This window comes from Streptomyces sp. N50, assembly GCF_033335955.1.
In the GTDB taxonomy this organism is placed as follows: Bacteria; Actinomycetota; Actinomycetes; order Streptomycetales; family Streptomycetaceae; genus Streptomyces.
The window spans coordinates 1013200-1039312 of the sequence record NZ_CP137549.1; the positions used below are offsets into that span (position 1 = coordinate 1013200).

Annotated in this window: 30 protein-coding genes; 10 read left to right on the top strand and 20 right to left on the bottom strand. The window is 70.6% G+C overall.

All coding sequences use genetic code 11. The annotated features are described in order from the left end of the window. Positions 1 to 281: 281 nt before the first annotated feature. Positions 282 to 938, bottom strand: coding sequence for a hypothetical protein (locus R2B38_RS04085; protein WP_318014995.1), 657 nt, complete (start codon positions 936 to 938; stop codon positions 282 to 284). 106 nt (positions 939 to 1044) lie between these two features. Between R2B38_RS04085 and R2B38_RS04090 the strand changes: the two genes are divergently transcribed. Then, the gene (locus tag R2B38_RS04090; protein WP_318014996.1) at positions 1045 to 1686 is read left to right on the top strand and encodes a hypothetical protein; all 642 of its coding nucleotides are present in this window, start codon (positions 1045 to 1047) and stop codon (positions 1684 to 1686) included. Here the strand turns inward: R2B38_RS04090 and R2B38_RS04095 are convergent. The 5 genes from R2B38_RS04095 to R2B38_RS04115 all read right to left on the bottom strand — a co-directional run bounded on the left by R2B38_RS04095 (position 1664) and on the right by R2B38_RS04115 (position 6694). Beyond that, positions 1664 to 2080: a hypothetical protein gene (locus R2B38_RS04095; protein ID WP_318014997.1), complete on the bottom strand. Its 417-nt coding sequence runs from the start codon at positions 2078 to 2080 to the stop codon at positions 1664 to 1666. The two genes, R2B38_RS04090 and R2B38_RS04095, sit on opposite strands and share 23 nt — an antisense overlap. A 96-nt stretch (positions 2081 to 2176) precedes the next feature. Beyond that, positions 2177 to 3022 (bottom strand): fused MFS/spermidine synthase, encoded by an 846-nt coding sequence (locus tag R2B38_RS04100; RefSeq protein WP_318014998.1) that lies wholly within the window; start codon positions 3020 to 3022, stop codon positions 2177 to 2179. A 321-nt stretch (positions 3023 to 3343) separates the two neighbouring features. Further along, positions 3344 to 4195 carry a patatin-like phospholipase family protein gene (locus R2B38_RS04105; protein ID WP_318014999.1) on the bottom strand — a complete coding sequence of 284 codons (852 nt, stop codon included), beginning with the start codon at positions 4193 to 4195 and terminating at the stop codon, positions 3344 to 3346. A 335-nt stretch (positions 4196 to 4530) separates the two neighbouring features. Next, entirely contained in the window at positions 4531 to 5700 is a 1170-nt protein-coding gene (tuf, locus tag R2B38_RS04110; RefSeq protein ID WP_318015000.1) for an elongation factor Tu, read from the bottom strand. A gap of 271 nt (positions 5701 to 5971) precedes the next feature. Then, positions 5972 to 6694: a DNA alkylation repair protein gene (locus tag R2B38_RS04115; protein WP_318015001.1), complete on the bottom strand. Its 723-nt coding sequence runs from the start codon at positions 6692 to 6694 to the stop codon at positions 5972 to 5974. A 50-nt stretch (positions 6695 to 6744) separates the two neighbouring features. Between R2B38_RS04115 and R2B38_RS04120 the strand changes: the two genes are divergently transcribed. Further along, a complete protein-coding gene (locus R2B38_RS04120; protein ID WP_318015002.1) occupies positions 6745 to 7581 on the top strand; it encodes a TVP38/TMEM64 family protein in 837 nt (278 codons plus the stop codon). 24 nt (positions 7582 to 7605) lie between these two features. On the opposite strand, the gene R2B38_RS04125 is transcribed toward R2B38_RS04120, so the two are convergent. Further along, positions 7606 to 8775, bottom strand: coding sequence for a thiolase family protein (locus R2B38_RS04125; RefSeq protein ID WP_318015003.1), 1170 nt, complete (start codon positions 8773 to 8775; stop codon positions 7606 to 7608). Positions 8776 to 8891: 116 nt separating this feature from the next. On the opposite strand from R2B38_RS04125, the gene R2B38_RS04130 reads away from it, so the two are divergent. Then, complete coding sequence (locus tag R2B38_RS04130; RefSeq protein ID WP_318015004.1) at positions 8892 to 9380, top strand: helix-turn-helix domain-containing protein; 489 nt, start codon at positions 8892 to 8894, stop codon at positions 9378 to 9380. A 34-nt stretch (positions 9381 to 9414) separates the two neighbouring features. On the opposite strand, the gene R2B38_RS04135 is transcribed toward R2B38_RS04130, so the two are convergent. The 3 genes from R2B38_RS04135 to R2B38_RS04145 form a co-directional block, all read right to left on the bottom strand. Next, positions 9415 to 10026 (bottom strand): cupin domain-containing protein, encoded by a 612-nt coding sequence (locus tag R2B38_RS04135; protein ID WP_318021583.1) that lies wholly within the window; start codon positions 10024 to 10026, stop codon positions 9415 to 9417. Between the two features lie 110 nt (positions 10027 to 10136). Beyond that, the gene (locus tag R2B38_RS04140) at positions 10137 to 11063 is read right to left on the bottom strand and encodes a PmoA family protein (RefSeq protein ID WP_318015005.1); all 927 of its coding nucleotides are present in this window, start codon (positions 11061 to 11063) and stop codon (positions 10137 to 10139) included. Then, on the bottom strand, positions 11060 to 12247 hold the full coding sequence (locus tag R2B38_RS04145; RefSeq protein ID WP_318015006.1) for a Gfo/Idh/MocA family oxidoreductase: 1188 nt from the start codon (positions 12245 to 12247) through the stop codon (positions 11060 to 11062). The genes R2B38_RS04140 and R2B38_RS04145 overlap by 4 nt, the downstream gene beginning before the upstream one ends. A gap of 319 nt (positions 12248 to 12566) precedes the next feature. Between R2B38_RS04145 and R2B38_RS04150 the strand changes: the two genes are divergently transcribed. Continuing rightward, positions 12567 to 13442 (top strand): undecaprenyl-diphosphate phosphatase, encoded by an 876-nt coding sequence (locus R2B38_RS04150; protein WP_318015007.1) that lies wholly within the window; start codon positions 12567 to 12569, stop codon positions 13440 to 13442. A 1-nt stretch (position 13443) separates the two neighbouring features. Here the strand turns inward: R2B38_RS04150 and R2B38_RS04155 are convergent, their stop codons facing one another. After that, positions 13444 to 14025 carry a carboxymuconolactone decarboxylase family protein gene (locus R2B38_RS04155; protein WP_318015008.1) on the bottom strand — a complete coding sequence of 194 codons (582 nt, stop codon included), beginning with the start codon at positions 14023 to 14025 and terminating at the stop codon, positions 13444 to 13446. 187 nt (positions 14026 to 14212) lie between these two features. Here R2B38_RS04155 and R2B38_RS04160 point away from each other — a divergent pair, with 187 nt between their 5' ends. Both R2B38_RS04160 and R2B38_RS04165 read left to right on the top strand, forming a co-directional pair. Continuing rightward, entirely contained in the window at positions 14213 to 14491 is a 279-nt protein-coding gene (locus tag R2B38_RS04160) for a winged helix-turn-helix transcriptional regulator (protein WP_318021584.1), read from the top strand. Positions 14492 to 14609: 118 nt separating this feature from the next. Continuing rightward, positions 14610 to 14789: a hypothetical protein gene (locus R2B38_RS04165; protein ID WP_318015009.1), complete on the top strand. Its 180-nt coding sequence runs from the start codon at positions 14610 to 14612 to the stop codon at positions 14787 to 14789. Positions 14790 to 14831: 42 nt separating this feature from the next. Here R2B38_RS04165 and R2B38_RS04170 read toward each other — a convergent pair whose 3' ends face one another. Further along, complete coding sequence (locus tag R2B38_RS04170; protein ID WP_318015010.1) at positions 14832 to 15572, bottom strand: glucose 1-dehydrogenase; 741 nt, start codon at positions 15570 to 15572, stop codon at positions 14832 to 14834. A 144-nt stretch (positions 15573 to 15716) separates the two neighbouring features. Here R2B38_RS04170 and R2B38_RS04175 point away from each other — a divergent pair, with 144 nt between their 5' ends. Both R2B38_RS04175 and lnt read left to right on the top strand, forming a co-directional pair. Beyond that, a complete protein-coding gene (locus tag R2B38_RS04175) occupies positions 15717 to 16217 on the top strand; it encodes a nuclear transport factor 2 family protein (protein ID WP_318015011.1) in 501 nt (166 codons plus the stop codon). Positions 16218 to 16297: 80 nt separating this feature from the next. Continuing rightward, complete coding sequence (gene lnt, locus R2B38_RS04180) at positions 16298 to 17872, top strand: apolipoprotein N-acyltransferase (RefSeq protein WP_318015012.1); 1575 nt, start codon at positions 16298 to 16300, stop codon at positions 17870 to 17872. Here the strand turns inward: lnt and R2B38_RS04185 are convergent. Then, on the bottom strand, positions 17790 to 18701 hold the full coding sequence (locus R2B38_RS04185; RefSeq protein WP_318015013.1) for a Gfo/Idh/MocA family oxidoreductase: 912 nt from the start codon (positions 18699 to 18701) through the stop codon (positions 17790 to 17792). The two genes, lnt and R2B38_RS04185, sit on opposite strands and share 83 nt — an antisense overlap. A gap of 96 nt (positions 18702 to 18797) precedes the next feature. Here R2B38_RS04185 and R2B38_RS04190 point away from each other — a divergent pair, with 96 nt between their 5' ends. Further along, a complete protein-coding gene (locus R2B38_RS04190) occupies positions 18798 to 19310 on the top strand; it encodes a DinB family protein (protein ID WP_318015014.1) in 513 nt (170 codons plus the stop codon). 143 nt (positions 19311 to 19453) lie between these two features. Further along, positions 19454 to 19942, top strand: a complete 489-nt coding sequence (locus R2B38_RS04195) for a hypothetical protein (protein WP_318015015.1) — start codon at positions 19454 to 19456, stop codon at positions 19940 to 19942. Positions 19943 to 19982: 40 nt separating this feature from the next. Here R2B38_RS04195 and R2B38_RS04200 read toward each other — a convergent pair whose 3' ends face one another. The 7 genes from R2B38_RS04200 to R2B38_RS04230 form a co-directional block, all read right to left on the bottom strand. Further along, positions 19983 to 20519, bottom strand: coding sequence for a hypothetical protein (locus R2B38_RS04200; protein ID WP_318015016.1), 537 nt, complete (start codon positions 20517 to 20519; stop codon positions 19983 to 19985). Positions 20520 to 20620: 101 nt separating this feature from the next. Continuing rightward, complete coding sequence (gene ung / locus R2B38_RS04205; protein ID WP_033283410.1) at positions 20621 to 21304, bottom strand: uracil-DNA glycosylase; 684 nt, start codon at positions 21302 to 21304, stop codon at positions 20621 to 20623. A gap of 112 nt (positions 21305 to 21416) precedes the next feature. Beyond that, entirely contained in the window at positions 21417 to 22994 is a 1578-nt protein-coding gene (locus tag R2B38_RS04210; RefSeq protein WP_318015017.1) for an ABC transporter substrate-binding protein, read from the bottom strand. A 199-nt stretch (positions 22995 to 23193) separates the two neighbouring features. Further along, positions 23194 to 23955 carry an SDR family oxidoreductase gene (locus R2B38_RS04215; RefSeq protein ID WP_318015018.1) on the bottom strand — a complete coding sequence of 254 codons (762 nt, stop codon included), beginning with the start codon at positions 23953 to 23955 and terminating at the stop codon, positions 23194 to 23196. Between the two features lie 13 nt (positions 23956 to 23968). Further along, positions 23969 to 24730: a 3-oxoacyl-ACP reductase FabG gene (gene fabG / locus R2B38_RS04220; RefSeq protein ID WP_318015019.1), complete on the bottom strand. Its 762-nt coding sequence runs from the start codon at positions 24728 to 24730 to the stop codon at positions 23969 to 23971. A 135-nt stretch (positions 24731 to 24865) separates the two neighbouring features. Then, positions 24866 to 25282: a DUF3037 domain-containing protein gene (locus R2B38_RS04225; protein ID WP_033283406.1), complete on the bottom strand. Its 417-nt coding sequence runs from the start codon at positions 25280 to 25282 to the stop codon at positions 24866 to 24868. After that, positions 25279 to 26034 carry a HipA family kinase gene (locus R2B38_RS04230; RefSeq protein ID WP_318015020.1) on the bottom strand — a complete coding sequence of 252 codons (756 nt, stop codon included), beginning with the start codon at positions 26032 to 26034 and terminating at the stop codon, positions 25279 to 25281. The genes R2B38_RS04225 and R2B38_RS04230 overlap by 4 nt, the downstream gene beginning before the upstream one ends. Positions 26035 to 26113 lie beyond the last annotated feature (79 nt).

The window sequence follows — 26113 nt, forward strand, 5'->3', positions numbered from 1 at the left end:
GGATGTGGAGGGGACGCCGGGGGTGTGGGCGGGTCGGTCGATGATGGCGGGCGGGCGGTTGAGGGGCTCGGGTGATGGTGGGGGGACGCGGCGGGATGGCGTCCCTGGCTGCAAGGTGACGGCACGGCAACCTTGTTGCGCACCGGCCAGGCTCCGACGACGAACTCCCGTAGCGCAGGCCCGCGTTCGAGCCGCGCGGGGAAACAACTGGAGCACCGACGGGTTCGCGAGCCGCTTGCGCGATTTGCATGTCCGTGGCGGATTCCGGAACTCGCCGCTTCTCACTGATCAGCGGGTACGGCTCGACGGGCCGGCCTCTGGTGCAGGAGTTGTCGGCGCAGGAGCAGGTCTGTGGGCCGCCACAGGGCGAAGGCCAGGCCGACGACGAGTGGGATCTGCAGCGACTGCTGGATCACCGGAGGCCCGGGCCTGTCCCCCCGCCTGAGCGGGGCACGGCCCTGCGGATCGACGGTCACCGTGTACGTGCCGCCCACCACCCACTTCCAGCCCAGGAGCCCGTTCTCCTCGATCGGAGCCAACGGCGGGCCGTCGATGACGGTGACCGTGTAGAGGTGGGCGCTGTCACCCATGCCGTCACCGGCGGCCCACCGAATCTGCCGGACCCTGACGTGTTCGGTACGCCCGTGCTGGTGCAGTGCCTGCTGATTCAGCTCCAGGTGCTGCAGGATCAGCACCCCGAAGAGGCACACCGCACACACCAGCCACCGGATGTTCAGGTGCCAGGTACTCAGGAACACGCAGCCGAGGATCGCCAGCACGCCCACCAAGTCGATCCACTGGGTGTGCGCGACGTAGACCGTGTGCCCGATCAGACGCGTGATCGCCCACAGCGCCGACGCCGCGCCGGTGCTCGCGGCACCCACCAGCGCCCGCCGACCCATGCCTGTCCGCCCGTTGCCTGCTTCCTCCGCGCTCACGCGTTCCAAGGTATGGATTGTTCAACGATCCTTCAATAGGATGGTTCAACATTGAGTCCTCTGCCTCGTGGACGCGGAACGGCAACCGACCGAAGGGCTGCGGGAGATGAGCTGGTATCAGTTCGAACAGGTCGACGACCTTGGGCGGATCCTGTTCTGCGACGACCCCACGCTGCAGCTCGAGTGCGTGCTGGGGGGCCTGGAGACCGCGGAATTCACCATCACCATCCATCCCGCACAGACACCCCGCATGCCCACTGCTCTCTTCGAGTTCAGGCAGGCCGTGGGCGTGGGCTACTTCGGGTACATCGTGCCGAAGGGAGCCTCGCTCGACGAGCTGCCCGACGAACCGCAGCTCGAAGGCGCCATCCTGTTCGGCATGCGGCGCCTGCCGCCCGAAGTCTTCTGCGAACTGCCCTCGCCCCCCGGATGGGAGCTGCACGAGATACCCGACGAACAACCAAAACTGGCAAAGCACTACGGACGCACCTACTCCCGGCTGGAACTGCGCACACCCGACGGCAAGATCTACTCCCGGACCTGGGTCGCGTACGACCCCGAGTGGGAGGCCGCCGCCCTGCGTCACGGGTACGTCATCTGCCTGTGCGGCGTGGAACTGGGGATCCGCGGGGTGTACGCGATGACCGACGCGCAGCACACCCCGGCCATGCGCTACGAGACCTTCCGCCGCGGATGCACACTGGGCCTGACCGTCGGCGGACTCGTCACCTACGTCGGCCACCGCTGACGCGCACCACCGAGCCGGGACGCTTCGGGTACGAGCCGGGCCGCGACGCGGCGTCGAGCGGGCCCTGTGGACGATGCGGTTCCTGGTGCCCATGCTCCGTGCGGACCAACCAGGCGTTGGAGTTGACCAGGAACGCGCGCTCGGCGGCGTTCCCGGTCAACTCCAACGCCTGGCCGTAGGCGGTCGCGGCCTCCCGCGAACGGCCCATCCGACACAGCAGGTCAGCCTTGACCGTCGGCAGGTACTGGTATCGCGCGAGTCGGGCGTCCTTCTCCGACTTCGCAAGCTCTCCCAGCGCCTGTGCCGGACCGGAGACCATCGGCACCGCCTCGGTGCGGTTCAACGCCACCACCGGCGAGGGCCACGCCGACGGCAGTTCGTCGTACAGGGGCATGATCTGCGGCCAGGTCGTCGCCGGCCGCGCAGCCCGTCCACGATGAGGTCGTGCGCCTCAGGCCTCGCCGGGCAGACCGGCGAGGCCTGAGCCCGCTCAGCCGATACCGAACGCGCCGTCCGGAGGCTCGGGCGACGGGACGGCGTCCTCGTCCTGGACCGGCCTGGCACCACCGATGAACTCCCTTAGCGCAAGCCCGTGTTCGAGCCGTGCCGGGAACGCGTCCGAGGCGACGAGTCGGGTCAGGGGCGCCGTGTCGAGCGGGTGGTGTGCGGCGACGAGTACCGCGTTGCCGAAGCGGCGGCCTCGCAGCACGCCCGGTTCCGCGATGAGCGCCAGCTCCTGGAACACCGTGCCGAACGTGGCGAGTTGGGCGCGCAGGAAGGTGAAGGGGGCGGCGTCCGCGAGGTTGGCCAGGTAGACGCCGTCGGCACGCAGGACGCGCTCGGCTTCGCGGGCGTACGCCACGGACGTGAGGTGCGCCGGGACCCGTGAGCCGCCGAAGACATCGGCGACGATGACGTCCGCCGAACCGTCCGGCGCCGCCTCCAGCCAGGCGCGGGCATCCGCTCCGTGCACGGTGACACCGGCGCCGTCCGGCAACGGCAGGTGCTCGGTGACCAACTCCAGCAGTCCCAGGTCGGCCTCGACCACGTCCTGCCGCGAACCCGGCCGGGTCACCGCCACGTACCGGGGCAACGTGAGCGCCCCGCCTCCAAGATGCAGTACGTCCAGCGGGCGCCCCGGTTCCGCGAGGGTGTCCAGCACGTGCCCGAGCCGCCGCGTGTACTCGAACTCCAGATGCGTCGGCGCGTCCAGGTCCACGTAGGACTGCGGCGCCCCGTCGACAGTCAGCAGCCAGGCCCGCTCCCGATCGACGTCGGGCATGAGTTTGGCGACCCCGTGATCTACGTCCCGGGTCACGGGTATCGACTCGTCCACGGGTCCATTGTGCCGGGGTCGTGGGGTGGGTGGTGACGCGGCGGGATGGTGGCGGGCTCGGGGGAGGTGGCCGTGGGGCACGGGAGGGTGGGTGAAAGGTGACTCGGCGGGATGGTGGCGGGCTCGTACGGGGTTGGCCGTGGAGGTACGGGAGTGCGGGCGGAACACGGGCGCGGGCTGTGCGGCCCAGTGAGCACGGGGCCCGCGTGATCCCGACACCATCGCCCCGCGCAGTCCGGCCGCCGCCGATGCCCACGCCTGCATCCTCCAAGCAACCCACAACCCCACCAGCCCGGCGCCCTACGCAAGCCGACAAGCCGGTCACCCACCCGCCCCGCCAACCCCCCAAACGTCCCCCACCTCCCCGACATGCGCCCCCGCCTGTCCCCGCCCCGCCCGCGCCGCACCCGCCCGTACCGACGGGTCGAGCGGATTGCGGCCGAACGTCTGCCTCGCTTCCGGGGACGGCGACACGACGACCGCACGCGCGCCCCGCTCCACAAGTCGCCGGGTCTGGGCCGCCGGAGACACCAGGGGGCCACCCCCGAGCGTTATCGGCGCGAGGACGACGACCCGGTCGTACCCCTCGGCGAGTTGCGCGTTGGCCGCTGAGTGGATACCGCCGTCGATCCAGCGGCGGTCCTCGATGGTGACCGGGGGCCACACCCCGGGGACCGCGCAGCTGGCGGCGACGGCGTCGGCCAGGGGCAGCCCGCTGTCCCTGTCGAAGACCCGTAGTTCACCGGTCACCGTGTCGACCGCGGTGATGCGCAACGCGCGGTCGGGCCACTCCGGTGAGACGAGCCGGGTCTCGATCACCGCACGCCGGGCCGCCGCGCGGGGTGTTCGGGCGGCGAGTGCCATACGGCCGATCTTCCGCCCGTACGCCTCGGGAGTGCGCGAGGTCAGGGTCGCCCAGGCGTAACGGAGCATCAGGCCGGTACCGAGTCGGCCGGGGATCTCGCCCTCGGGGGCGGCGAGTTGACGCTCGTAGACCTCCTTGAGCGTACTGGCCCGCAGCTGGGCGCCGACGGTCGAACCCGCCGACGTACCGATCACGACATCGGCGTCCGAGAGATCGACGCCGGCCTCGCCCAGCCCGTACAGCACCCCGGCCATCCAGCCGATCCCGCTGCTGCCCCCGCCTCCCAGCACAAGCGCCTTGCCCGCCATGGTGCCCCCACCTTCCCCGCGCCTCGTCCCGACTGCCGCCGCGATCAAGTCTTGCGCACGCCACTGACAATCACGGATACGAGCCGCTGCCCTCAGCCACACGGGCCCCGCCCCGAACTCGCGACGGCGCCTGCCCCGATCGCCCGATGCCACGCGCCCCGATACGCGACGGCTCCCGCCGCAACACGCGGGACCCACACCTCGATCGCGCAATGCCCTCCGCCCCGAACGCACTTGGCCCCCGCCCCCAGCGCGAACGAGATCACCCGCCCGACCACGCAAGTGGGTGCCCGACCCCGAAGGGACGGGCACCCACCCCGATCAACCGACCGCGCTCAGCCCACCTTCGTCACCGTCCCCGCCCCCACCGTCCGCCCGCCCTCGCGGATCGCGAAGCCGAGCCCCGGCTCCAGCGGGACCTCACGGCCCAGCTCGACCGACATCGTGACGGTGTCGCCGGGGCGGGCGACCGCCGTCTCGCCCAGGTCGATGTCGCCGACCACGTCCGCGGTGCGGATGTAGAACTGCGGCCGGTAGCCGGTCGACACGGCGGTCGTGCGGCCGCCCTCGCGGGCCGACAGGACGTACACCTGCGCCGAGAAACGGCGGCTGGGCACGACGCTGCCGGGCGCCGCGACGATGTGCCCACGGCGGACCGCGTCGCGTGGGACACCGCGCAGCAGCAGCGCCACGCTGTCGCCGGCCTGCGCCTCCGCCATGGGCTTGCCGAAGGTCTCCAGGCCCGTGACCACCGTGTCGACGGCGGCGCCGAGCACTTCGATCCGGTCGCCCACCCGGACCGTGCCGCGCTCGATCGCACCCGTGACGACGGTCCCGCGCCCGGTGATCGTGAGCACGTTCTCGACCGGCAACAGGAACGGCGCGTCCAGATACCGCTCGGGCATCGGCACATACGTGTCCACGGCGTCGAGCAGCGCGTCGATCGACGCCGTCCAACGGGGGTCCCCCTCAAGGGCCTTGAGGCCGGACACCCGTACGACGGGTACGGAGTCGCCGCCGTAGCCGTTCGCGGTGAGCAGTTCGCGGACCTCCAGCTCGACCAGGTCGGTGAGCTCGTCGTCGCCCGCGTCGGCCTTGTTGAGCGCGACCACGATGTGGTCGACGCCCACCTGCCGGGCGAGCAGCACGTGTTCGGCGGTCTGCGGCATGATCCCGTCGAGCGCGGAGACGACGAGGATCGCCCCGTCGAGCTGCGCGGCCCCGGTGACCATGTTCTTGACGTAGTCGGCATGGCCCGGCATGTCCACGTGCGCGTAGTGCCGGGTGTCGGTCTCGTACTCGACGTGCGCGATGTTGATGGTGATGCCGCGCGCGGCCTCCTCCGGCGCCCGGTCGATCCGGTCGAACGGTACGAAGGTGGACGCGCCGTGCTCGGCGAGGACCTTGGTGATGGCGGCGGTCAGGGTGGTCTTGCCGTGGTCGACATGGCCCATCGTGCCGATGTTCAGATGCGGTTTCGTGCGGACGTATGCCGTTTTGGACATGGCGGTACCTCGAAGCCTCTCCAGAGGTGAAAAGCCCAGTGGTGAAAAGGGGGACCCCGAGGACTCGCCGACCCTCCCCCTGCGGGGTCCGCCGGACGATCCGGAGAGGGTCAGCTTCGGGCGCCGTCGACTGCGGCGACTAGAACGGGAACGGCAGCCTTCGGCGCACCCGCGACAGGGGGTGCTGCGAGGTGGAAGGCGTACCGGAACATGAGGCCGATCATTGCCGACGCTTTGCCCGGCGTCGAACGATTTATCAGTACGTGGGACGTCAGGCGCCGATGTTCTTCAAGGCCTCGCGCACCGACAACGGCGCGAACCGCCCCTTCTCCTGGGCGAGGAACCCGCGGACCGCCTCCGGGTCGGTCTTGGCGTACTCGCGCAGGCACCAGCCGATCGCCTTGCGGATGAAGAAGTCCGGGTGCCCGGACTGGCGCAGGCAGTACGCGAAGAGGCGTTCGGTGTCGGTGCGCTCCTTGTAGCGCAGCTGGTGGAGGAGGGCCGTACGGGCGACCCACATGTCCTCGTCGACGATCCACTCGTCCATGTCGGCGACCAGCTTCGGATCGGCGGCGACCAGGCCTCCCACTACGTGGGAGGCGAGTGCGTCGACGGTGTCCCACCAAGGGACCGTCGAGACGAGATGGCGGGCGACCGGCAGGAAACCGGACGTGCAGTGCCTCACATGGCGGCGCAGGTAGTCCACCGCGAAGTACTGGTACTCGCGCTCCGGCAGCTCCCAGCAGCGCAGGGCGATCGCGGTGCAGTCGGTCTCGTCGGGGCGGGGTGTGCCCTCCAGGACCGTGCGGGACAACGCCCTGCGTACGGGTGTGGTGAGGCCCAGGAAGGGCGCGATGTCCTTCATGTACGCCCGCATGGGCACGGCCCGCTCCGGGTCGGCCGCGGCGGCGTACGTGACCGTGAGCCGCTCCAGCACGGTGTCCGCGAGAACGCTGCCCGGCACCCGCGCGGTGCCCGCACCTGTGACTCTCATGAGACGAACCATACGGCGATCACATACACAGGTCGGTTAGGGTCGCCGACATGCTCGCCGATGCCGCCACCGACTCTGGGGGCACCCGCTCTGGAGGCACCGCCACGGCCACTCCCCAGGCCACAGCCCATGTCACTGCCCCGGCACTCGCCGCAGCAGTGACCGTCCCCGCGGCCATGGCCGTGGCGCCGCTGCCGCCCGTCGCCCCGACCGGTCTCGCCGCGCGCTGCACGAGAGCCCTGCTCTCGCCGTGGTCGCGGCTGTCGCTGCTCCTCGCGCTGCTCGCCGGGGCCGCGTCGACCGTGCTGCTCTTCCACCCGCAGCGCCTGCTCTCCGACGGCTGGCCACCCCAACTCGGCGGCGCCATGGCCGCGTTGGTGTTCGCGGCGGCGTACGGCCTGTGCAGCGTGGCGTTCGTACCGCGCCCCCTGCTGAACCTCGCGGCGGGCGCGCTGTTCGGCTCCCAGCTGGGCACCGGCGCCGCGCTGGCGGGCACGGTGCTCGGCGCCGGGATCTCCTTCGGCCTGGGCCGCGTACTGGGCCAGGACGCGCTGCGCCCGCTGCTGCGGGGCCGCTGGCTGAAGGCCGCGGACGGGCAGCTCAGCAGACACGGCTTCCGGTCGATGATGGCCGCACGGCTCTTCCCGGGACTGCCGTTCTGGGGCGTGAACTACTGCGCCGCCGTCTCCCGCATGCGCTGGACGCCGTTCCTGCTCGCGACGGCGCTGGGGTCGCTCCCGAACACCGCCGCCTACGTAGTCGCCGGCGCCCGCGCCTCCAGCCCCACCTCACCGGCCTTCCTGATCGCGATGGCCTGTATCGCCCTGCCCGCTCTGGGCGGCGCCGTGGTGGCCTGGCGCAAGCGCCACCACCTGCGGGCCCCGTGAGGGATCAGCGGGCCCGGTGAGGGATCAGACCGCCTCAAGGATCATCGCGTTGGCGAGACCGCCCGCCTCGCACATCGTCTGCAGCCCGTAGCGCGCCCCTCGGTCCCGCATCGCGTGCACCAGGGTGGTCGTCAGCCGTGTACCGCTCGCCCCGAGCGGATGCCCGATCGCGATGGCGCCGCCGTGCACGTTGACCTTGGCGAGATCCGCGCCCGTCTCCTGCTGCCAGGCCAGCACGACGCTGGAGAACGCCTCGTTGACCTCGAACAGGTCGATGTCGTCGAGGGTGAGCGAGGCCCGGCGCAGCACCTTCTCGGTGGCCGGGATGACCCCGGTGAGCATGAGCAGCGGGTCGGAACCGGTCACCGCGAAGCTGTGCAGCCGGGCCAGCGGGCGCAGGCCGAGCCGGGCCGCCGTCTCGCTGGACGTGATGAGCACGGCGGAGGCGCCGTCGTTGATGGGGCTGGAGTTGCCGGGGGTGATGTTCCACTCGATCTGCGGGAAGCGCTCGGCGTACGTCGCGTCGTAGAAGGCGGGCTTGAGGCCGGCCAGGATCTCGGTCGTGCTGCCGGGCCGTACGCACTCGTCGCGCGATGCGCCCTCCAGGGGTGCGACTTGGGCGTCGAAGAGTCCCGCGTCCCAGGCGGCGGCCGCCTTGAGGTGCGAGGAGACCGCGAAGGCGTCCAACTGGTCGCGTGTCATCGACCACTTGGCGGCGATGAGTTCGGCGCTGATCCCCTGCGGGACGAGGCCCTCCGGGTAGCGCCCGGCGACACCGGGGCCGAAGGGATCCGTGCCGGGCAGCACACTCGACCCCATCGGCACGCGCCCCATGGACTCCACCCCGCAGGCCACGACGATGTCGTACGCCCCGGAGATCACGCCCTGCGCCGCGAAGTGCACGGCCTGCTGGGACGAGCCGCACTGGCGGTCCACCGTGGTCGCGGGCACCGACTCCGGGAAGCCCGCCGACAGCACGGCCTGCCGGGTGATGTTGACGGCCTGCTCACCGACCTGGGTGACCGTGCCGCCGATGACGTCGTCGATGACCGCCGGGTCGATCCCGGTGCGCTCGACGAGGCTGCGCAGGGTGTGCGAGAGGAGTTCGACGGGGTGGACCTGGGCGAGGGTGCCGTTCGGCTTGCCCTTGCCTACGGGCGTGCGTACGGCTTCGACGATCACTGCGTCACGCATGGGGCGGGCCTCCGTTATTTCCAGTACTTCCAGCCAGAGCTACCTGTGAGTAGGAAATCCAAACTCACCATAGCTCTGTGGGTTGGAAAATCAAACCCTCCCTTAAAGTAGGTGTTATGGCCGCCCTCAAAAACAAGCCCACCCCCAAAGACCCGCGCCCCTGCTCCATCGCCGACGCCCTCGCACTCGTCGGCGAGAAGTACTCCCTGCTCGTCCTACGGGAGGTGTGTCTCGGCAACCGCCGTTTCGACCAGCTGGTCCGCAACATCGGCGCCCCGCGCGACGTCCTGGCCGCCCGGCTGCGCCGCCTCGTCGACGCCGGGATCCTGACCCGGCGGACGTACAGCGAGCACCCGCAGCGCTTCGAGTACCGGCCCACCGAGGCGGGGCTCGAACTGGAGCCGGTCCTGATGACTCTCATGGCATGGGGCGACCGTCATCTCCAGAAGGATGACGATCGCCCCATGGTGATCGAGCACATCTGCGGCAACGAACTGGTCCCGGTCGTCACCTGCACGGCCTGCGGCGCCCCGGTCCATCACCAGGACCTGACGGCCCACCCGCAGTCACCGGGCTGGACCGTGACAGGCCCGACGGCGGCCTGACCCGACAGGCGGCCTGCTTCAAAAGAAACCGGACTTACGTCCCCTTGTAGACGTCCAACCGCCCGCACATCCCGAACTTCCCGTACGCAGAAGGCTGTTCAGCCCGTACGCCAGCATCGGCGAGGTGCGAGAAGTCACCCTGTTCGAGCCGGTCGAGCTGCTCCCCCGTAGCCGCGGCAGCGGCCCGCGCCCCCCGCTCCCAGCGCTCGCGCCACTCCGCGAGCCGGGGTCGTACCAGCGCGGCGGCGGCCCGGTGGAACGCGGCCAGCGCTTGCGGACCCTCCGCGTCGCGCAGCGCCCGGTAGCCCTCCAGGGCGAGATCGCGCCGGGCCCGGGCGACGCGTTCCTGCTCGGCCTCGGACGCGTCGGCCGGGATCACGGTGACGGAGGCGTACGTCTCCGGGTCGGTGAGGTACCGCGGGGGCAGTGTGAGCACCGCGTCCCCCGCCTCGGGCAGGCCGCTGTTCTGCATGAGGACGGTGATGCGCAGGTCGTCCTCGTTGACGAGCCGGTGGATGGTCCCCGGCGTGAACCAGGCGACCGTTCCGGCCGCGAGCGGCGTCACCTCGTACCCGGAGGTCGTGAGCGTCTGCACCGCGCCCCGCCCGCCGGTGACGACGTACCCCTCCGAACAGGTCAGGTGCATATGGGGAGTTCCGCCGCACACCCCGTCCACGGCGGGCCAGTCGTAGACCGACAGATGCGAGACGGCGACCCCGCCCGGCAGCCCGGAGAAGCCTTCAGCAGTACCGGAACTCACCACGGGCGCGCCTCCAGGTACTTGGCGATCTCCTCCCGCTCCCAGGCCCCGTCGGCCACGACGACCCGGTAGCGCCGGGTGAGGGTGTCTCCGGGGGCGAGCTCCAGCTCGTCGTGGAAGGCGAAGGAGGGGGCGATGCCCGCGAACGGCTCGTTGCGGACGAACCAGTGGGCGGGGTGGGTGCCCTGGGCGCCTGACTGGTCGTTCTCGGGGGCGTGCGCGAAGACGATGGTCGCGTGCCCGTCGGTGCCGTCGTGCTCGCCGGAGACGGCGAGCCAGGGACCCTGGGAGCCCATCAGGTCGGGGCCCTCGCCGTCGGGGCCGATGATCCGGCCGTCGCGGAAGGCGCGCGGGCCGCGCCAGAACAGGCCCGTGTAGCCGGCCGCCTCGCGCCCGTGGGTGGTCGGACTGCCGAACCGCAGGGGCTCGTCACGGCGGTTGGTCACGGCGCTCGTCCAGGTCAGCGCCCACGAACCCGACTCCGTGTCGACGTCGTGCACCTCGATCCGGCGCTGCTCGTCGGCCCAGAGTTCACCGCTGTACGGGTGCCAGGTGAGCCGCTCGGCGATGACGAGACGGTCAGCATCGGCGTCGATCTCGTCGAAGGCGACATGGGCCATCGACCCGACCCGCTCCGGGAGTTGGAGATACCCCTCGCCGTGAACGTATGTGTTGCCGCCCCACAGGTTCTGGCCCGACAGATGCGAGGCGGTGAACTGGAGGCCCTTGTGCCAGCGGTGGTCGTTGGGCCGGTAGTCCGTGACGACGTCACCGGCAAGGGTCCGGATCGGGTGGAGGTACGGCTTCGGCGCCTCCCAGGCGGCCTCGGGCCGGTACACGTAGCTGAACAGCTCGACGCCGGTGGCCGGTTCGGTCACCGTGACGCGGTCCCCGTGGGCATGGACGATACGCAGGCCGGTCACGCCGACACCTCCTCGCGCGCCACGGGCGCCCAGCCGGGGGCGCCGCCGTGCAGCGCCGTGTAATAGGGGTCTCCGGGGCCGATCTCGCCGGCCCGGACGGTCGTGTCCGTGAACGCCGACTTGTAGAGCGCGGTGATGAGCTCCAGGCTGGTCCGCCCGTCCGTGCCGCTGCTGCGCGGCCGTTCACCGGCCCGCATGCTCACGACGAGTTCACGCAGCTGCTCCAGGTGCGAACTCGGCACGTCGGGCCCGAAGTCCTGCCAGGCTGCGGCCAGTTCGCTCGGCACGTCGGGCGCCGGAGTGACACGCCAGTTGTCGTTGCTGTGCCCGTAGAGATGGGTCAGTTCGACGGTGGCGCGCTCGCAGTCGATGCGGATACGGCTGACCTCGTCGGGGCTCAGCACGCTGTTCACGACGGTCGCCATCGCGCCGTTCTCGAAACGCACCAGCGCGGTCGAGACGTCCTCTGTCTCCACGTCGTGGACCAGCCGCCCGGCCATCGCCTTCACCTCGCTCCACGGCCCGAGCAGATCGAGCAGGAGGTCCATCTGGTGGATGCCGTGTCCCATCGCGGGACCGCCGCCCTCGGTCTCCCAGCGCCCGCGCCAGGGCACGGCGTAGTAAGCGGTGTCGCGGTACCAGGTGGTCTGGCAGTGCGCCACGAGCGGCCGCCCCATCGCCTGCTCGGCGAGCAGCCGACGCACGTGCCGCGAGCCCGACCCGAAGCGGTGCTGAAAGACGATCGAGGCATACGGCCCGCCGACCGTCCCCTTTGCTGGGCCCTCCTCGTCCTCCACGGCGTCGAAGTCGGCCAGCGTCGGCACCGGGGGCTTCTCGCACCAGACCCAGGCGCCGGCCCGCAGCGCGGCGACGGTCTGCGCGCGGTGCAGGGTGGGCGGGGTGCAGATGGTGACGAGGTCGGGCCGCTGTTCCCGGAGCATCTGCTCCAGGTCGGTGTAGGCGTGCGGGATCCCGGCCTCGGCGCAGAAGGACTCGACCGACGTGGCATCGATGTCAACGGCGGCGACGACCTCGGTCTCGCCGTCCTCGGCGAGCCGCGCGAGCGCCGGGAAATGGGAGCCGCGGCCGATGGCGCCGGCGCCGACCACGGCGGCCCGGACGCGTCGGCCGGTGAGCGGGGGCAAGGGCTGGAAGGCCCCGGGGTTGGTGGCGGGTGTGGACATGGTCGTGATCAGCACTCCTCCGGGGACAGCGAGCGCATGCAGCAAGCGCTTTCCTCCGCTGCAACGTATGCGTCGCCCCCGCAGCTGGTCAACACCGCGAACCCGGAGTCGTCGGACCACTCGTGAAACCTCTGTGTACGGAGTCGCGCAACCGCCCTGAAACCTCTGTGTCCGAAGTCGCGCGGCCGCCGTGAAACCCCTGTGTCCGGCCTGTCACACGGGGACGCTACGCTGCCCCTCACACACACTCGTTCACCGCGCGCGGCGTTTTGGTGTGTCCTTTGCCCCTCCTCGATCAGCACTTGGACGCCGTAACTCCATGTCTTGGTTTGAATCCCTCATCCTCGGACTCGTCCAGGGGCTGACCGAGTTCCTCCCCGTCTCCTCCAGCGCGCATCTGCGGCTCACGGCGGCCTTCTCGGGCTGGGAGGACCCGGGCGCGGCCTTCACGGCGATCACGCAGCTCGGCACGGAGGCGGCGGTGCTGATCTATTTCCGCCAGGATGTCGGGCGGATTCTCGCCGCGTGGTTCCGGTCGCTCACCAACAAGGAGATGCGGCGCGACCACGACGCCCAGATGGGCTGGCTGGTGATCGTCGGCTCCATCCCGATCGGCGTGCTCGGCGTGACGCTCAAGGACCAGATCGAGGGCCCGTTCCGCGACCTGCGCGTCACCGCCACGATGCTGATCGTGATGGGCGTCGTCATCGGCATCGCCGACCGCCTCGCGGCCCGCGACGAGAACGGCGGCCGGCACCGCGCCCCCAAGCAGCGCAAGACCCTGCTGGACCTCAACACCAAGGACGGCCTGCTCTACGGCCTCTGCCAGGCGATGGCGCTGGTCCCCGGCGTCTCCCGCTCGGGCGCGACCATCAGCGGCGGCCTCTTCATGGGCTACACCCGCGAGGCGGCGGCCCGTTACTCCTTCCTCCTCGCCATGCCGGCCGTACTGGCCTCGGGCGCCTTCGAGTTGAAGGACGCGGCGGAGGGCGGGCACGTAGCGTGGGGGCCGACGATGTTCGCGACGGTGATCGCGTTCGTCGTCGGATACGCGGTCATCGCCTGGTTCATGAAGTTCATCTCCCACAAGAGCTTCATGCCGTTCGTCTACTACCGCATCGCCCTCGGCATCGTCATCATCGCGCTGGTGACGGCGGGCGCGCTGAGCCCGCACGCGGCGGAGTCCTCGGGCTGAGTCAACTCCCGGGCAGGGCAAGGGCCCACGGCTCGGGCTCGATGCCGACACCGTTGGCGACGTACGCGATGGTGCGGTACCACCCGGCCAGCACAAGGAATTCGAGGGCTTCGGGTTCGTCGAGGTGCTCCCGCAGGCCGGACCAGACCGGGTCGCTCAGCCGTGCACCGTCGTGGAGTTCGTCGACGGCTCGGAGCAGCGCGGACTGGCGGGGCGACCAGGCCGGGTCGTCCGGGGTGCCGGTCGCGGTCAAGGTGATCTGGCGCGGGGTGAGTTGGGCGGCCTCGGCGTACGTCGTCGCATGGACGCCCCACTCGTAGGCGCAGCCGGAGCGGGCGCAGACGCGGGCGATCACGAGTTCGCGGTCGGCGGTGCTCAGGAGGCCGTGGACGAGGAGGCCGGAGCCCAACGCCCGCATGCGGGAAGCGAGTTCGGGGTGGCGTTCGAGGACCTTGAAGAGCATCAGGGGTTCGCGGGTGACGCCGGGTGGCATCCAGCGGTGCAGGGCGCGGTCGGTGTCGGGTGCGTAGGGCCGGGTGACGCCCTCGATGCGCTGATTCGCGCCTGCCGGGTCTTGTTTCATGTCCACCGACTCTTGCGCTTCTGAAATCGAAGCGCAAGGGTGAGGTGCGAAGTCAAGAAGTCGCGCGAGGTCACAAGACGTCGGCACAGGAGGGCAGTTGGAATCCACCCCCACGGAGTCCACACCTGCGGGATCCACGCCCACTCCCGGTCGCCCCGTGCGCGGTTCGGTCACCGGCCGCCCCGTCATGGCCGCGCTCGATCTCCTCGGCCGGCGCTGGACACTCCGCGTGATCTGGGAACTCCACCGGCACGGCGCCCCGATCGGCTTCCGTGACCTGCAACGCCGTTGCGACGACATGTCCTCCAGCGTCCTGTTCACCCGGCTGACCGAGCTGCGCGAGTCGGACATCGCGACGCAAACGCCGGACGGCGCTTGGCAGTTGACCGTGCTCGGCACGGACCTCGTGACCGCGATGGGACCGTTGCTGGAGTGGTCGCGGGTGTGGGCCGAGCGGCGGGGGTGACCAACTCATGGCACCGGGCCGCACCCGGCGCCCTGTTCACCGCGCCCGTGACCAACCCCATACGGTCTGAGTAGCCGTCCGGTAGCGCAGTGTCAGTCCTTGCCCCTAGGCTGTTCGCATGTCCCCCGATTTCGTGGCCCCTGGTTCCGTGCGGTCTGCTTCCGAGGTGAACGAGCAGATCCGGGCACTTTGGCTGCGTGCGGGCGGGTCGCTCTCCACCCAAGAGCGCGAGGAATACGAGCTGTTGGTGGTCGAGTGGGCCGCGGCGATACGGGACGAGGTCATCGCGGCCGCCTGAATCCCCGAACCCACCGGTTCGCCCGGTCTCGCGCCCGCCGGCTCACCGTCCGCCCGACACCCGCACCACCGTCCCCGTCGCGTACGACGCCTCCGGTGACATCAACCAGGCGATCGCGGCGGCGACTTCCTCGGGCTGGCCTGCGCGCCGTAGCGGAATCGACGCCGCCAACCGCTTGGCGCGGTCCGGGTCGCCCGACCTCCCGTGGATCTCCGTCTCGATGACGCCGGGCGCGACCGCGTTGACGCGGATGCCGTCGGGGCCGAGTTCCTTGGCGAGGCCCAGGGTGAGGGTGTCGACGGCGGCCTTCGTCGCGGCGTAGTGGACGTACTCGCCGGGGCTGCCGAGGGTCGCGGCGGCGGACGAGACATTCACGATCACACCGTTGCCCCGGGATGCCATCACCTGCGCGGCGCGGCGTGAACACAGCAGTGTGCCAAGGAGGTTGACCTCGACGACGCGACGCAGGTCGGCGGGGTCGGTGTCCGCGAAGCGGCCGAACGGGCCGGTCACGCCGGCGTTGTTCACCAGGCCGGTGACCGGGCCGAGTTGCTTCTCGGCCACCGTGAAGAGCCGTTCGACGTCCGCCTCGACGGAGGTGTCCCCGGGCACGCATACGGAACGGGCCCCTGTGCGCCGTACGGCCTCAGCGACTTCCTCGGCCGCCGTCGCGTCCCGTAGATAGCCCACGACCACGTCGTGCCCGTCCTCCGCGAGCCGTCGGCAGGTCGCGGCGCCGATCCCCCGGCTGCCCCCGGTGACGACCGTGACAAGACGTTTCATGAGTGCTCCTCACAACGAAAGCCCGACGAAGGACAGCGGAAAACAGCGAAGATCGGCGAAGAACCTTCGAACACCACCGAATGTTCCCCACCTCGTATCCGCGTCCCCCTTGGCGCGACACGCTCCGTAGCCAACACTGAGCCGATGACGCAGCGTGTGGAACTGGCGATTGTGATGGACCGGCTGGCCGTGGACGAAGTGGTCACCGAATACGCGGTGGCGGTGGACGACGGCGACTGGGAGGCGTACCGGAAACTGTTCGCCCCGGACGGGCGTGCCGACTACCGGTCCGCCGGAGGGATCGAGGGGAACGCGGAACAGGTCGCCGGATGGCTCGCGGAGAGCCTGGGACTGTTCTCGATGCGGCAGCACCTGATCGTGAACCGGCGGATCCGCTTCGGTGCCCTGGACCAGCACACCGACGACACCGCCCGCGTCCAGGCCGACTACGTCAATCCGATGCGCTTCGCCAAGGACGGGGAGAGCGATGAGGGCGACCCCTCCACCGCTCCCGACTTCGTGTGCGGCGGGCGGTACTCGTTCGGGCTGCTGCGGACGGACGACGGCTGGCGGCTGACCGAGGTCGTCGTGGAGGAGAAGTGGCGGCGCCTTCCCGAACGGCGCCCGGAAGCCGTGGTCCACTGATACGACCGGTTCGGTGTCCGCCGTCCGGGATGATCGGCCGCGGCACGCACACCGGAGCCACCAGCGGGTAGGGGGTTCGCATGAGGAACTTCGGCGACTGGCTCGTCTCCCCCTGGCGGCGTTCCCTGCTCGCCGCGCTCGCGGGCGCCCTGCCCGTGTTCGCGTTCCCGGCGCCGTCCCTCTGGTGGTTCGCCTACGTCGCGCTCGTCCCCTGGATCCTGCTGACGCGCTCGGCGCCGACCGGGCGGCGGGCGGTCTACGACGGCTGGTTCGGGGGGCTCGGGTTCATGCTGGCCGTGCACAGCTGGCTGGTGCCGAGCCTGAGTGTGTTCATCGTGGTCATCGCGGGGCTGCTCGGCGTGCTGTGGGCGCCGTGGGGCTGGCTGGTCCGCCGCTACCTCGGTGGCGTGCCGTCGCCCCGGCGGGGCGGTGTCGCGCTGCTCGTGCTGCCCTCGGGCTGGCTGATGGTCGAACTCGTCCGGTCCTGGCAGGGGTTGGGCGGCCCCTGGGGGCTGCTCGGCTCCACCCAGTGGCAGGTGGAACCGGCGTTGCGGCTCGCGTCCGTCGGCGGGGTGTGGCTGCTGAGCTTCCTGGTGGTGGCCGTGAACGTCGCGGTCGCCGTGCTGGTCGCGATCCGCGAGGTCCGGGTGCCCGCCGTCGCCGGGCTCCTGGCGACCGCCGCCGCGACCTCCGCCGCCTGGGTGTGGTCGCCGCGTCCCGACGTCGACGGCCACGTGCGGATCGCCGTCGTACAGCCCGGGATCATCACCGGCGAGGACAGCGACGTCCGGCGCTTCGACCGCGAGGAACAGCTGACCCGCCAACTGGCCGGGCAGAACGTGGACTTGATCGCCTGGGGCGAGAGCAGTGTCGGCTTCGACCTCGGCAAGCGCCCCGATCTCGCGCGCCGTATCGCCGCCCTCTCCCAGGAGACCGGCGCCGACATCCTGGTCAACGTGGACGCCCAGCGCTCCGACAAGCCCGGCATCTACAAGAGCTCGATCCTGGTCGGTGCGAAGGGTCTCACCGGCGACCGCTACGACAAGATGCGGCTCGTCCCCTTCGGTGAGTACATCCCGTTCCGCTCGCTGCTCGGCTGGGCCACCTCCGTCGGCAAGGCGGCGGGAGTGGACCGCAGGCACGGCACGGAGCAGGTCGTGATGAACGTGGGGCACGGGCTGCGCGTCGGCCCGCTGATCTGTTTCGAGACCGCGTTCCCCGACATGAGCCGCCATCTCGCCCAGGACGGCGCCGACGTCCTGCTCGCCCAGTCCTCGACCTCGTCGTTCCAGAGCAGCTGGGCCCCCGAACAGCACGCCACCCTCGCCGCCCTGCGCGCCGCCGAGACCGGCCGCCCGGTCGTCCACGCCACCCTGACCGGCGTCTCCGCCGTCTACGGCCCCGGCGGACAGCGCATCGGCTCCTGGCTGGGCACGAACAAGAGCACCACCCAGGTCTACGACGTCCCGCTCGCCCACGGCATCACGCCGTACGTCCGCTACGGCGCCTGGCCGGTCGGCATGGCGCTGCTGGTGCTCGCGGCCATGTGCGCCGGTGAGGGCGCGCAGGCGCTCAGGCTGCGGCGGACCGGTCCGCGACCTCTCGTACCACCCGCTCGCACAGTTCATGAGTCGCCAGCGCGTCCCGGGCGCTGAGCACCTTTCCGGCGCGTACGGCGTCGAGGAACGTGAGGACGGCCTGCTCGATGCCGCGCTGCCGGGCCACCGGGACCCAGTCCCCGCGCCGCCGTACGGTCGGCTGGCCCTTGTGGTCGACGACCTCGGCGAGGTTGAGGACCTGACGCTTGGTGTCCTGGCCGGAGACTTCGAGGATCTCCTCGACCGAGCCGCTGAGCCGGTTCATCACCCCGAGCGCGGTGAAGCCGTCGCCGGAGAGCTGGAGCACGAGGTGGTGCAGCAGTCCGTCCTGGGTACGGGCGCGCACGGTCACGTCCTCGACCGGGCCCGGCACCAGGAACCGCAGGGTGTCCACGATGTGGATGAAGTCGTCCAGGATCATCGCGCGCGGCTCCTCGGGGAGCCCGATCCGGTTCTTCTGCATGAGGATCAGCTCGCGCGGGTGGTCGACGCACTGCGCGTACCCGGGGGCGTAACGGCGGTTGAAGCCGACCGCGAGCGACACGCTCCGCTCCTCCGCGAGCCGCACCAGCCGCTCGGAGTCGGCGAGTTCGTAGGCGAGCGGCTTGTCGACGTACGTCGGTACGCCCGCCTCAAGGAGCCGGGTCACGATCTCGGGGTGCACGGCCGTGGGCGCGTGCACGAACGCGGCGTCGAGGCCCTGCGCGAGGAGCGCGTCGAGGTCCGTGTGCCGCCGGTCCGCCGGGAGGTGCAGGCCGTCGGCGACCCGGGCGAGGGTGGCGGGCGTGCGGGTCTGCAGATGCAGCTCCACCCCGGGCAGTCCGCCGAGAACCGGCAGGTACGCCTTCCGCGCGATGTCACCGAGCCCGATGCAGCCGACCTTCACGGAGTCTCCCTGGCGTTTGACCTGCGATACCTCCCGGAAGCATACGGCGGCTGATAACCGCTGGTGCGGGCGGACGGAGCACGCGAGGATGCGGGGATGACCATCGAACGCAGTGAACCCGGGACGACCGCCGACGAACGCACCATGCTGGAAGGCTGGCTGAAGTACCACCGGGACACCCTCGCCTGGAAGTGCGAGGGGCTGACCGACGAACAGCTGAGGACCGCTTCCGTGGAGCCGTCCAACCTGACGCTCATGGGCCTGGTGCGGCACATGGCCGAGGTGGAGCGGAGCTGGTACCGCCGGGTCATGTCGGACGAGCAGCTCACCCCGATCTACTACAGCGACGAGGACCCGGACGGCGATTTCCACCTCACCGAGGCGGACACCTGGGCCGAGGCGTACGCGACCTGGCAGGCCGAGATCGCGGCGGCGGACGCGGTTGCGGGCCGGTTCACCCTGGACGACGTCTCCCTGGGCAAGCACCGGCGCACCGGCGAGAGCTTCAACCTGCGCTGGATCCACACGCACATGATCGAGGAGTACGCCCGGCACAACGGCCACGCCGACCTGCTCCGTGAGCGCATCGACGGGAACACCGGCGACTGACGCCGACGGCCGACGCCGACGGCTGACGTCACGTCACCCGGAGCGGGCGCGGGCCGTCCGTAAGGGGGCGGAGATCACCCGTGCGGGGCATCATCCGCTCGTCCGCTGTCCCAAACGGGGCCGGAACCAGCAGAGTTGCGCGAATGCATCGAACGACGACCACCGCAACGCTCCTGGTCACCGTGGCTGTCTCGGCCCTCTCCGGCTGTGTGACGGTCCAGCGGCCGGTGGCCCCCGCTCCTCCTGCCGCACCGACCCAAGCGTCGGTGCCGCGCCCGGACGGCAGCGCGGAGCCGCAGGTCGTACAGGCCCCGGCGCGGGAGGCGCTGGAACTGATCAGCCCGTCCCGCCACCCGAAACCCGCCGCACACCCGCCGCACCACGCACCGGCCCCGCCCCCACCGGCGGCCCAGGCACCGGTCCCCCGCTCACACCAGCACCCCCACCCGTATCCCCACCCCCATCCGCACCCGAAGCCGCACCACCCCCGGCAGCCGGGCGCGGACATCCCCGACGTGGTCAAGTCGGTCCCGAAGAACACCCAGGACGTCTGCGCCCTGGGCAAGAAGTACGGCGGCTGGCAGTCGGACAGCCCGCAGTCGATCATCTGCGGCCAGACGTACGGGCGTTGAGGCGAGCGGGACCCCTTGGGGCTGGTGCGACAACGGGACCCTACGGCCGCTGTCTCGGCGGCCCCCAGCTCCCGCCCCCGCCCGCGCCACCGCCCCCGTCGCCCAGCCGCAGCTCCAGGCGCCCGATCGCGGCCCGCACGCCGTTGCCGTAACCGTCGTCGGCGAGGACGGCGCAGGCGCTGCGGGCCCGGCGGATGTGGGTGCGGGCGGCGTCCGGGCGGTCGAGCTTCACGTAGTCGGCGGCGAGGTTGAGATGCAGGGAGGGGTAGAAGGCGCGCACCGCCACCGCGCCCTTCTGACCGGCGTCCCCCGCGTCCCGCCCGTCCGTCAGCTCGTCCGCCGCCGACAACGCCCGTAGATCCCAGGCCAGTTCGTCGGTCGGGTCGTCCTGGGTGTCGGCGAGGTAGTGGGCCAGGGTGCAGCGGTGCAGTGGGTCGCCGTCCTCGCCCAGCTCCGCCCAGAGGCCCAGCAGTCGCTCCCGGGCCTCCTCGCGGTCGCCGCCGTGGTGCAGCATGACGACCTGTCCGATCCGCGTCAGCAGAGCGTCCGGCGCCGCCTGCTCCTGTCGCTCCGCCACCGCGTCCTCCGCACTCGCCAGCCACCTTGGCTGTCCCCGTCGAAGCTAACCGGCGGCACTGACAATCCCCGTCAGGCGGCCCCGGACCGGCCCCGGTGGGGTCAGCCCAGGTTCGGGATGCGCCAGTCGATGGCGGTGTGGCCCTGCTTGGCCACCGCCTCGTCGATCTGGGTGAACGGACGGGAGCCGAAGAACTTCTTGGCCGACAGCGGGGAGGGGTGCGCGCCCTTGACCACCACGTGGCGCTCCTCGTCGATCAGGGGGAGCTTCTTCTGCGCGTAGTTGCCCCAGAGGACGAAGACCGCCGGGTCCGGGCGGTCGGCCACCGCGCGGATCACCGCGTCCGTGAACTTCTCCCAGCCCTTGCCCTTGTGGGAGTTGGCCTCGCCGGAGCGGACCGTGAGCACCGCGTTGAGCAGCAGGACGCCCTGCTGGGCCCACGGCATCAGATAGCCGTTGTCCGGGATCGGGAGGTCCAGCTCCTCCTTCATCTCCTTGTAGATGTTCCGCAGGGAGGGCGGGGTCTTCACGCCGGGGCGGACCGAGAAGCACAGGCCGTGGCCCTGGCCCTCGCCGTGGTACGGGTCCTGACCGAGGATCAGGACCTTCACCTGGTCGTACGGCGTCGCCTCCAGGGCGGCGAAGACCTCCTCGCGCGGCGGGAAGACGGGACCCTTCGCGCGCTCCTCCTCGACGAACTCGGTCAGCTCCTTGAAGTAGGGCTGCTGAAGCTCGTCGCCCAGGACCCCGCGCCAGGACTCGGGGAGCATGGAGATGTCGGTCACGTCAACTTCCTTACCGTGTGCGGCGACTGCGATGCGGAGCGACCGCGCGGTGCGGTCGCCTCCATGCCCAGAACCTACAGGCGGCCACTGACAACGGGTGCCGAAAGCCGGGTCACCAGCTGGTCTTGCGGTACAGCTCCCACATCATCATGATCGTCGACGGGTCGAGGGCCTGCTCCCCGCCGGAGACGTCCTCGCTCGCGGCCACGTACTGCCGGCCCTGCCACAGCGGCAGCAGCCGCGCGTCGTCCACCAGGACCTGCTGGGCGTCCTCGAACTCCTTGACCACGTCGGCCCGGTCGCTCTCCTTGCGGGACTCGGGCAGCAGTACGTCGGTGATCCTGGTCGACGGATAGGGCGTACCGAGCGCGTTCTGCTTCCCCACGAACGGCGCGATGAAGTTGTCGGCGTCGGGGAAGTCCGGGGACCAGCCGCGCCCGAACACCGGGTACTCGCCCTTCTGGTAGCCCGTCACGTACGTCTTCCAGGGGCGGCTCCTCAGGGTGATCGAGAACAGCCCGGAGTCGTCCAACTGCCGCTTGAGTTCCCGGAATTCGAGGGCGGTCTCGGAGCCGTAGCGGTCGGTCGTGTACCAGAGGGTGAGTGGGACGCGCCGGTGGATGCCCGCGTCGGTGAGGAGTTGGCGGGCCTTGGGGACGCTGGGGTCCCCGAAGTCGTCGAAGAAGGCGGTGGTGTGGCCGGTGAGGCCCTTCGGGACCATCGAGTAGAGCGGGTCCACGGTGTCGCGGTAGATCTTGTGGGTGATCGCCCCGCGGTCGACGAGCTGGGCGACGGCCTTGCGGACGGCGAGGTTCCCGGCCCACTTGTCCTTGGGGTTGAACACCAGGTAGTTGATGTCGGTGCCGGAGCCGTCGACCAGTTGCAGGCTCTTGGAGGCGCGCCCCTGGAGGGTGATGATGTCGTCGGCGGCGAGACCCCGGTAGGTGACGTCGATCTGTTTGTCCCGCAGCGCCTTCACCATGGCGCCGGAGTCCTGGAAGTAACGGATCGTCACCGCGCTGTTCTCGCGCCGGGCGAAGCCCTTGTAGCGGCCGTTCTTGACGAGTCGGGCCTGTTTCCCGTCGTCGTACGACTTCAGGGTGTACGGCCCGGAGCCGAAGACCTTGCCGTCCTTGCGCAGGGAGTGCGCGGGGTAGTCGTCGGGGTCGACGATCGACATGGCCGGGGTGGCGAGCACGAACGGGAAGGTGGCATCGGGCTTGTTGAGGTGGAAGACGACCTCGCGGTCGCCCGTCACCTGCACCCGGTCGAGGCTGCCCAGGAGGCCCGCGGGTCCGCCCGGCACATCGATCTGTCTGATGCGGTCGATGGAGTGTTTGACGGCCTGGGCGTCGAGGGTGTCGCCGTCGGCGAACTTCATGCCCGCGCGGAGTTCGCAGCGGTACGCCGTGTTCGAACTGTCCGTGAAATCACAGCTCTTGGCCGCGTCCGGCTCGGGCGTGGTCGCGCCGGACGGGTAGGCGAGCAGCGTCTGGTAGATGTTGCGGAACAGCTCCCAGGAACCGTCCCAGGACGCCGCCGGATCGAGGGTGCTGGGGGCGCTGGTGGTGCCGACGACGATGGGTCCCCGGTCGTCGGAGTTCCCGTCCGAGAACACTCCGCATCCGGCCGCCAGGGATATGGACGCGATCGCCGCGCCCGCCCGCAGGCCTCGGTTCCGGTTGAACACGCGCTCGCTCCTCGATCCGCCGTACCAAGGGTCGGCAGACCGTACCGCAGTTCCGGGGCCCGGAAAGGTGGTTCGGGAGGGGCTGTTGAGCAGCGCTTTTATGACGACGTTGTCATTCGGCTGTGCGTGCTTTATGTCTCGACACGGGCGCCGGTTCCGTCAAGGGAACAGCAAAGAACCGGCGCCCGGGCGGAGTTGGTCAGCCGACTCCGGCGTTCAGGAGGATGCCGCCGTCGACGACGAGGGTCTGGCCGGTGATCCAGTCGGACTGGTCCGAGGTGAGGAACGCGGCGGTGCCGCCGATGTCGGACGGGACGCCGAGCCGGGCCAGCGGGTAGGAGGCGGCGGCCTCCGCCTCGCGGCCCTCGTACAGGGCGGCGGCGAACTTGGTCTTCACGACCGCCGGGGCGATCGAGTTGACCCGCACGCCGGGCGCGAACTCGTGCGCCAGCTGGAGCGTCAGGTTGATCATCGCGGCCTTGCTGACGCCGTACGCGCCGATGAACGGCGAGGCAGAGACGCCGGCGAGGGACGCGATGTTGACGATGGCGCCGCCGTTCTCCTTCTGCCAGGCGTGCCAGGTCTTCTGGGCGAAGCCGAGCGCCGAGATGACGTTGGTCTCGAAGACCTTGCGGGCGACGTTCAGGTCGAGGTCGGCGATCGGGCCGAACACCGGGTTCGTACCGGCGTTGTTGACCAGGTAGTCGACGCGGCCGAAGGCCTCCATCGTGCGCTCGACGACGACGGTCTGGTGGGCCTCGTCGTGGGCCTTGCCGGCGACGCCGATGACGCGCTCGGCGCCGAGGGTCTCGACGGCCTCCTTGAGGGCGTCCTCGCTGCGGCCGGTGATGCAGACCCGGTCACCGCGGGCGAGCAGCGCCTCGGCGACGCCGTAGCCGATGCCGCGGCTGGCGCCGGTGATGACGGCGACCTTGCCGGAGAGTTCGGGGAGTTCAGTCATGGTTCCGTGTTCCCTAGTTGAGCGGTCCGCCGGCGACGTACAGCACCTGGCCGGAGACGAATCCGGCCGCCTCGTTCGTGAAGAAGGCGACGGCGTTGGCGATGTCGTCGGGCTCGCCGACGCGCTGCACCGGGATCTGGGTGGCGGCGGCGGCCTTGAAGTCGTCGAAGCCCATGCCGACGCGGGCTGCGGTGGCCGCGGTCATGTCGGTGGCGATGAAGCCGGGGGCGACCGCGTTGGCCGTGATGCCGAACTTGCCCAGCTCGATGGCGAGGGTCTTGGTGAAGCCCTGGAGACCGGCCTTGGCGGCGGAGTAGTTGGCCTGGCCGCGGTTGCCGAGGGCCGAGGACGAGGAGAGGTTGACGATCCGGCCGAAGCCCGCGTCGACCATGTGCTTCTGGACGGCCTTGGTCATCAGGAACGAGCCGCGCAGGTGCACGCCCAGGACGGTGTCCCAGTCGGAGACGCTCATCTTGAAGAGGAGGTTGTCGCGGAGCACGCCCGCGTTGTTGACGAGGATCGTCGGGGCGCCCAGCTCGGCGACGATGCGCGCGACAGCGGCCTCGACCTGCGCCTCGTCGGAGACGTCGGCGCCGACCGCGAGGGCCTTGCCGCCGGCCGCGGTGATCTTCTCCACGGTGTCCTTGCAGGCGGCCTCGTCGAGGTCGATCACGGCGACCGCACGGCCCTCGGCCGCGAGGCGTACGGCGGTGGCGGCGCCGATGCCCCGCGCCCCGCCGGTGACAATCGCGACCCGCTGCTCAGTGGTGGACATTGCTGGTTCTCCTCGCCCTTGAGAATCTCTCGCCCTTGCGGCCCGCCGGTGAGCGACCGCTTAGTACCTTCGGCCTACGTGACGCTAGAAGCCCTGGCACTCGGTGTCAACGTGCGCGCGGCCGGGTGTGATCCATTACCTCACCAGCAGGTCCAGCAGGCGCTCCGTCTCGGCCGCCGGATCGACGGTGAGACCGGTGTGCACGGGCCCCGGCTGCACCACGGTGGACCGCGGCGCGATCAGCCACCGGAACCGCCGCCCGGCATCGTCGTCCGCCGCCTGCCCGGCCGCCGCACCCCCCGCGCACACACCTTCTACGGCGCCGAGCGCGGCCCTGATTCCGGCCACATCCGCCGCAGGATCGAGAGCGAGCAGCCTCGCCTCGTCCAGATGGGTGCGGGCACCGACGTAGGACTGGGCGCGGCAGTAGACGAGCACGCCTGCATTGATGCACTCGCCGCGCTCGACGCGCGGTACGACCCGGAGGAGGGCGTACTCGAAGACGTCGCGGGTGTTCGCCTCGCTCGGTCGGATGATGTGGCGCTCGGTCACTGGAGTCCCTTGATGCGCTCGTGGACGAAGGGCACGCGCGCGAGGAGGGGTGCCGCGTACGCCTCACGGAGGAGGTCCGGGGTGTCGAAGCCGGGTTCGTCGGTCAGCCAGGCGTCGGGGATCTCGGCGGTGACCTCGGCGAGGAGTTCCCCGGTGACCTTCGGTGCCAGGTCCGCGGCCGCGGTCGCGATGTCCGGGGTGAAGCGGGCGAGGGCGTGGTCGGCGGCGTCGTAGGGGCGGGCCGCGGAAGCCTCCGCGCCGGGCCAGTTGTGGTGCCAGATCATGGTGGCGCCGTGGTCGATGAGCCACAGGTCGCCGTGCCACATCAGCAGGTTGGGGTTGCGCCAGGAGCGGTCGACGTTGTTGACCAGGGCGTCGAACCAGACGATCCGGCCGGCCTCCTCGGGGCTCACCCTGAAGGCGAGCGGGTCGAAGCCGAGCGCGCCGGACAGGAAGTCCATGCCGAGGTTGGCGCCACCGCTGGACTTGAGCAACTCCTGGACCTGCTGGTCGGGTTCGCCGAGGCCGAGCACCGGGTCGAGGTCGAGGGTCACCAGCCGGGGCACCCGGAAGCCGAGCCGACGGGCCAGCTCCCCCACGACGACCTCGGCGACGAGTGTCTTGCGGCCCTGCCCCGCGCCGCTGAACTTCATGACGTACGGCGCGAGGTCGTCGCCCTCGACGAGTCCCGGCAGCGAGCCGCCCTCGCGCAGGGGGGTGATGAAGCGGGTCGCGACGACCTCTTCCAGCATGTTCCCGGGCCATCCGTCTCGTCTGCGGTCCCGGGGTGAGTCCGGGGAGTTTCGGCTGCCCATGGTAGCGGGGGGTGAT

Coding starts and splice junctions, on each gene's coding strand:
- lnt (WP_318015012.1), top strand. CDS start 16,298: ATGAGGAACTTCGGCGACTGGCTCGTCTCCCCCTGGCGGCGTTCCCTG.
- R2B38_RS04175 (WP_318015011.1), top strand. CDS start 15,717: ATGACGCAGCGTGTGGAACTGGCGATTGTGATGGACCGGCTGGCCGTG.
- R2B38_RS04155 (WP_318015008.1), bottom strand. CDS start 14,025: ATGAAACAAGACCCGGCAGGCGCGAATCAGCGCATCGAGGGCGTCACC.
- tuf (WP_318015000.1), bottom strand. CDS start 5,700: ATGTCCAAAACGGCATACGTCCGCACGAAACCGCATCTGAACATCGGC.
- R2B38_RS04130 (WP_318015004.1), top strand. CDS start 8,892: ATGGCCGCCCTCAAAAACAAGCCCACCCCCAAAGACCCGCGCCCCTGC.
- R2B38_RS04120 (WP_318015002.1), top strand. CDS start 6,745: ATGCTCGCCGATGCCGCCACCGACTCTGGGGGCACCCGCTCTGGAGGC.
- R2B38_RS04170 (WP_318015010.1), bottom strand. CDS start 15,572: ATGAAACGTCTTGTCACGGTCGTCACCGGGGGCAGCCGGGGGATCGGC.
- R2B38_RS04195 (WP_318015015.1), top strand. CDS start 19,454: ATGCATCGAACGACGACCACCGCAACGCTCCTGGTCACCGTGGCTGTC.
- R2B38_RS04105 (WP_318014999.1), bottom strand. CDS start 4,195: ATGGCGGGCAAGGCGCTTGTGCTGGGAGGCGGGGGCAGCAGCGGGATC.
- R2B38_RS04160 (WP_318021584.1), top strand. CDS start 14,213: ATGGCCGCGCTCGATCTCCTCGGCCGGCGCTGGACACTCCGCGTGATC.
- R2B38_RS04145 (WP_318015006.1), bottom strand. CDS start 12,247: ATGTCCACACCCGCCACCAACCCCGGGGCCTTCCAGCCCTTGCCCCCG.
- R2B38_RS04090 (WP_318014996.1), top strand. CDS start 1,045: ATGAGCTGGTATCAGTTCGAACAGGTCGACGACCTTGGGCGGATCCTG.
- R2B38_RS04115 (WP_318015001.1), bottom strand. CDS start 6,694: ATGAGAGTCACAGGTGCGGGCACCGCGCGGGTGCCGGGCAGCGTTCTC.
- R2B38_RS04215 (WP_318015018.1), bottom strand. CDS start 23,955: ATGACTGAACTCCCCGAACTCTCCGGCAAGGTCGCCGTCATCACCGGC.
- R2B38_RS04165 (WP_318015009.1), top strand. CDS start 14,610: ATGTCCCCCGATTTCGTGGCCCCTGGTTCCGTGCGGTCTGCTTCCGAG.
- R2B38_RS04190 (WP_318015014.1), top strand. CDS start 18,798: ATGACCATCGAACGCAGTGAACCCGGGACGACCGCCGACGAACGCACC.
- R2B38_RS04095 (WP_318014997.1), bottom strand. CDS start 2,080: ATGCCCCTGTACGACGAACTGCCGTCGGCGTGGCCCTCGCCGGTGGTG.
- R2B38_RS04125 (WP_318015003.1), bottom strand. CDS start 8,775: ATGCGTGACGCAGTGATCGTCGAAGCCGTACGCACGCCCGTAGGCAAG.
- fabG (WP_318015019.1), bottom strand. CDS start 24,730: ATGTCCACCACTGAGCAGCGGGTCGCGATTGTCACCGGCGGGGCGCGG.
- R2B38_RS04135 (WP_318021583.1), bottom strand. CDS start 10,026: ATGCACCTGACCTGTTCGGAGGGGTACGTCGTCACCGGCGGGCGGGGC.
- R2B38_RS04230 (WP_318015020.1), bottom strand. CDS start 26,034: ATGCTGGAAGAGGTCGTCGCGACCCGCTTCATCACCCCCCTGCGCGAG.
- R2B38_RS04150 (WP_318015007.1), top strand. CDS start 12,567: ATGTCTTGGTTTGAATCCCTCATCCTCGGACTCGTCCAGGGGCTGACC.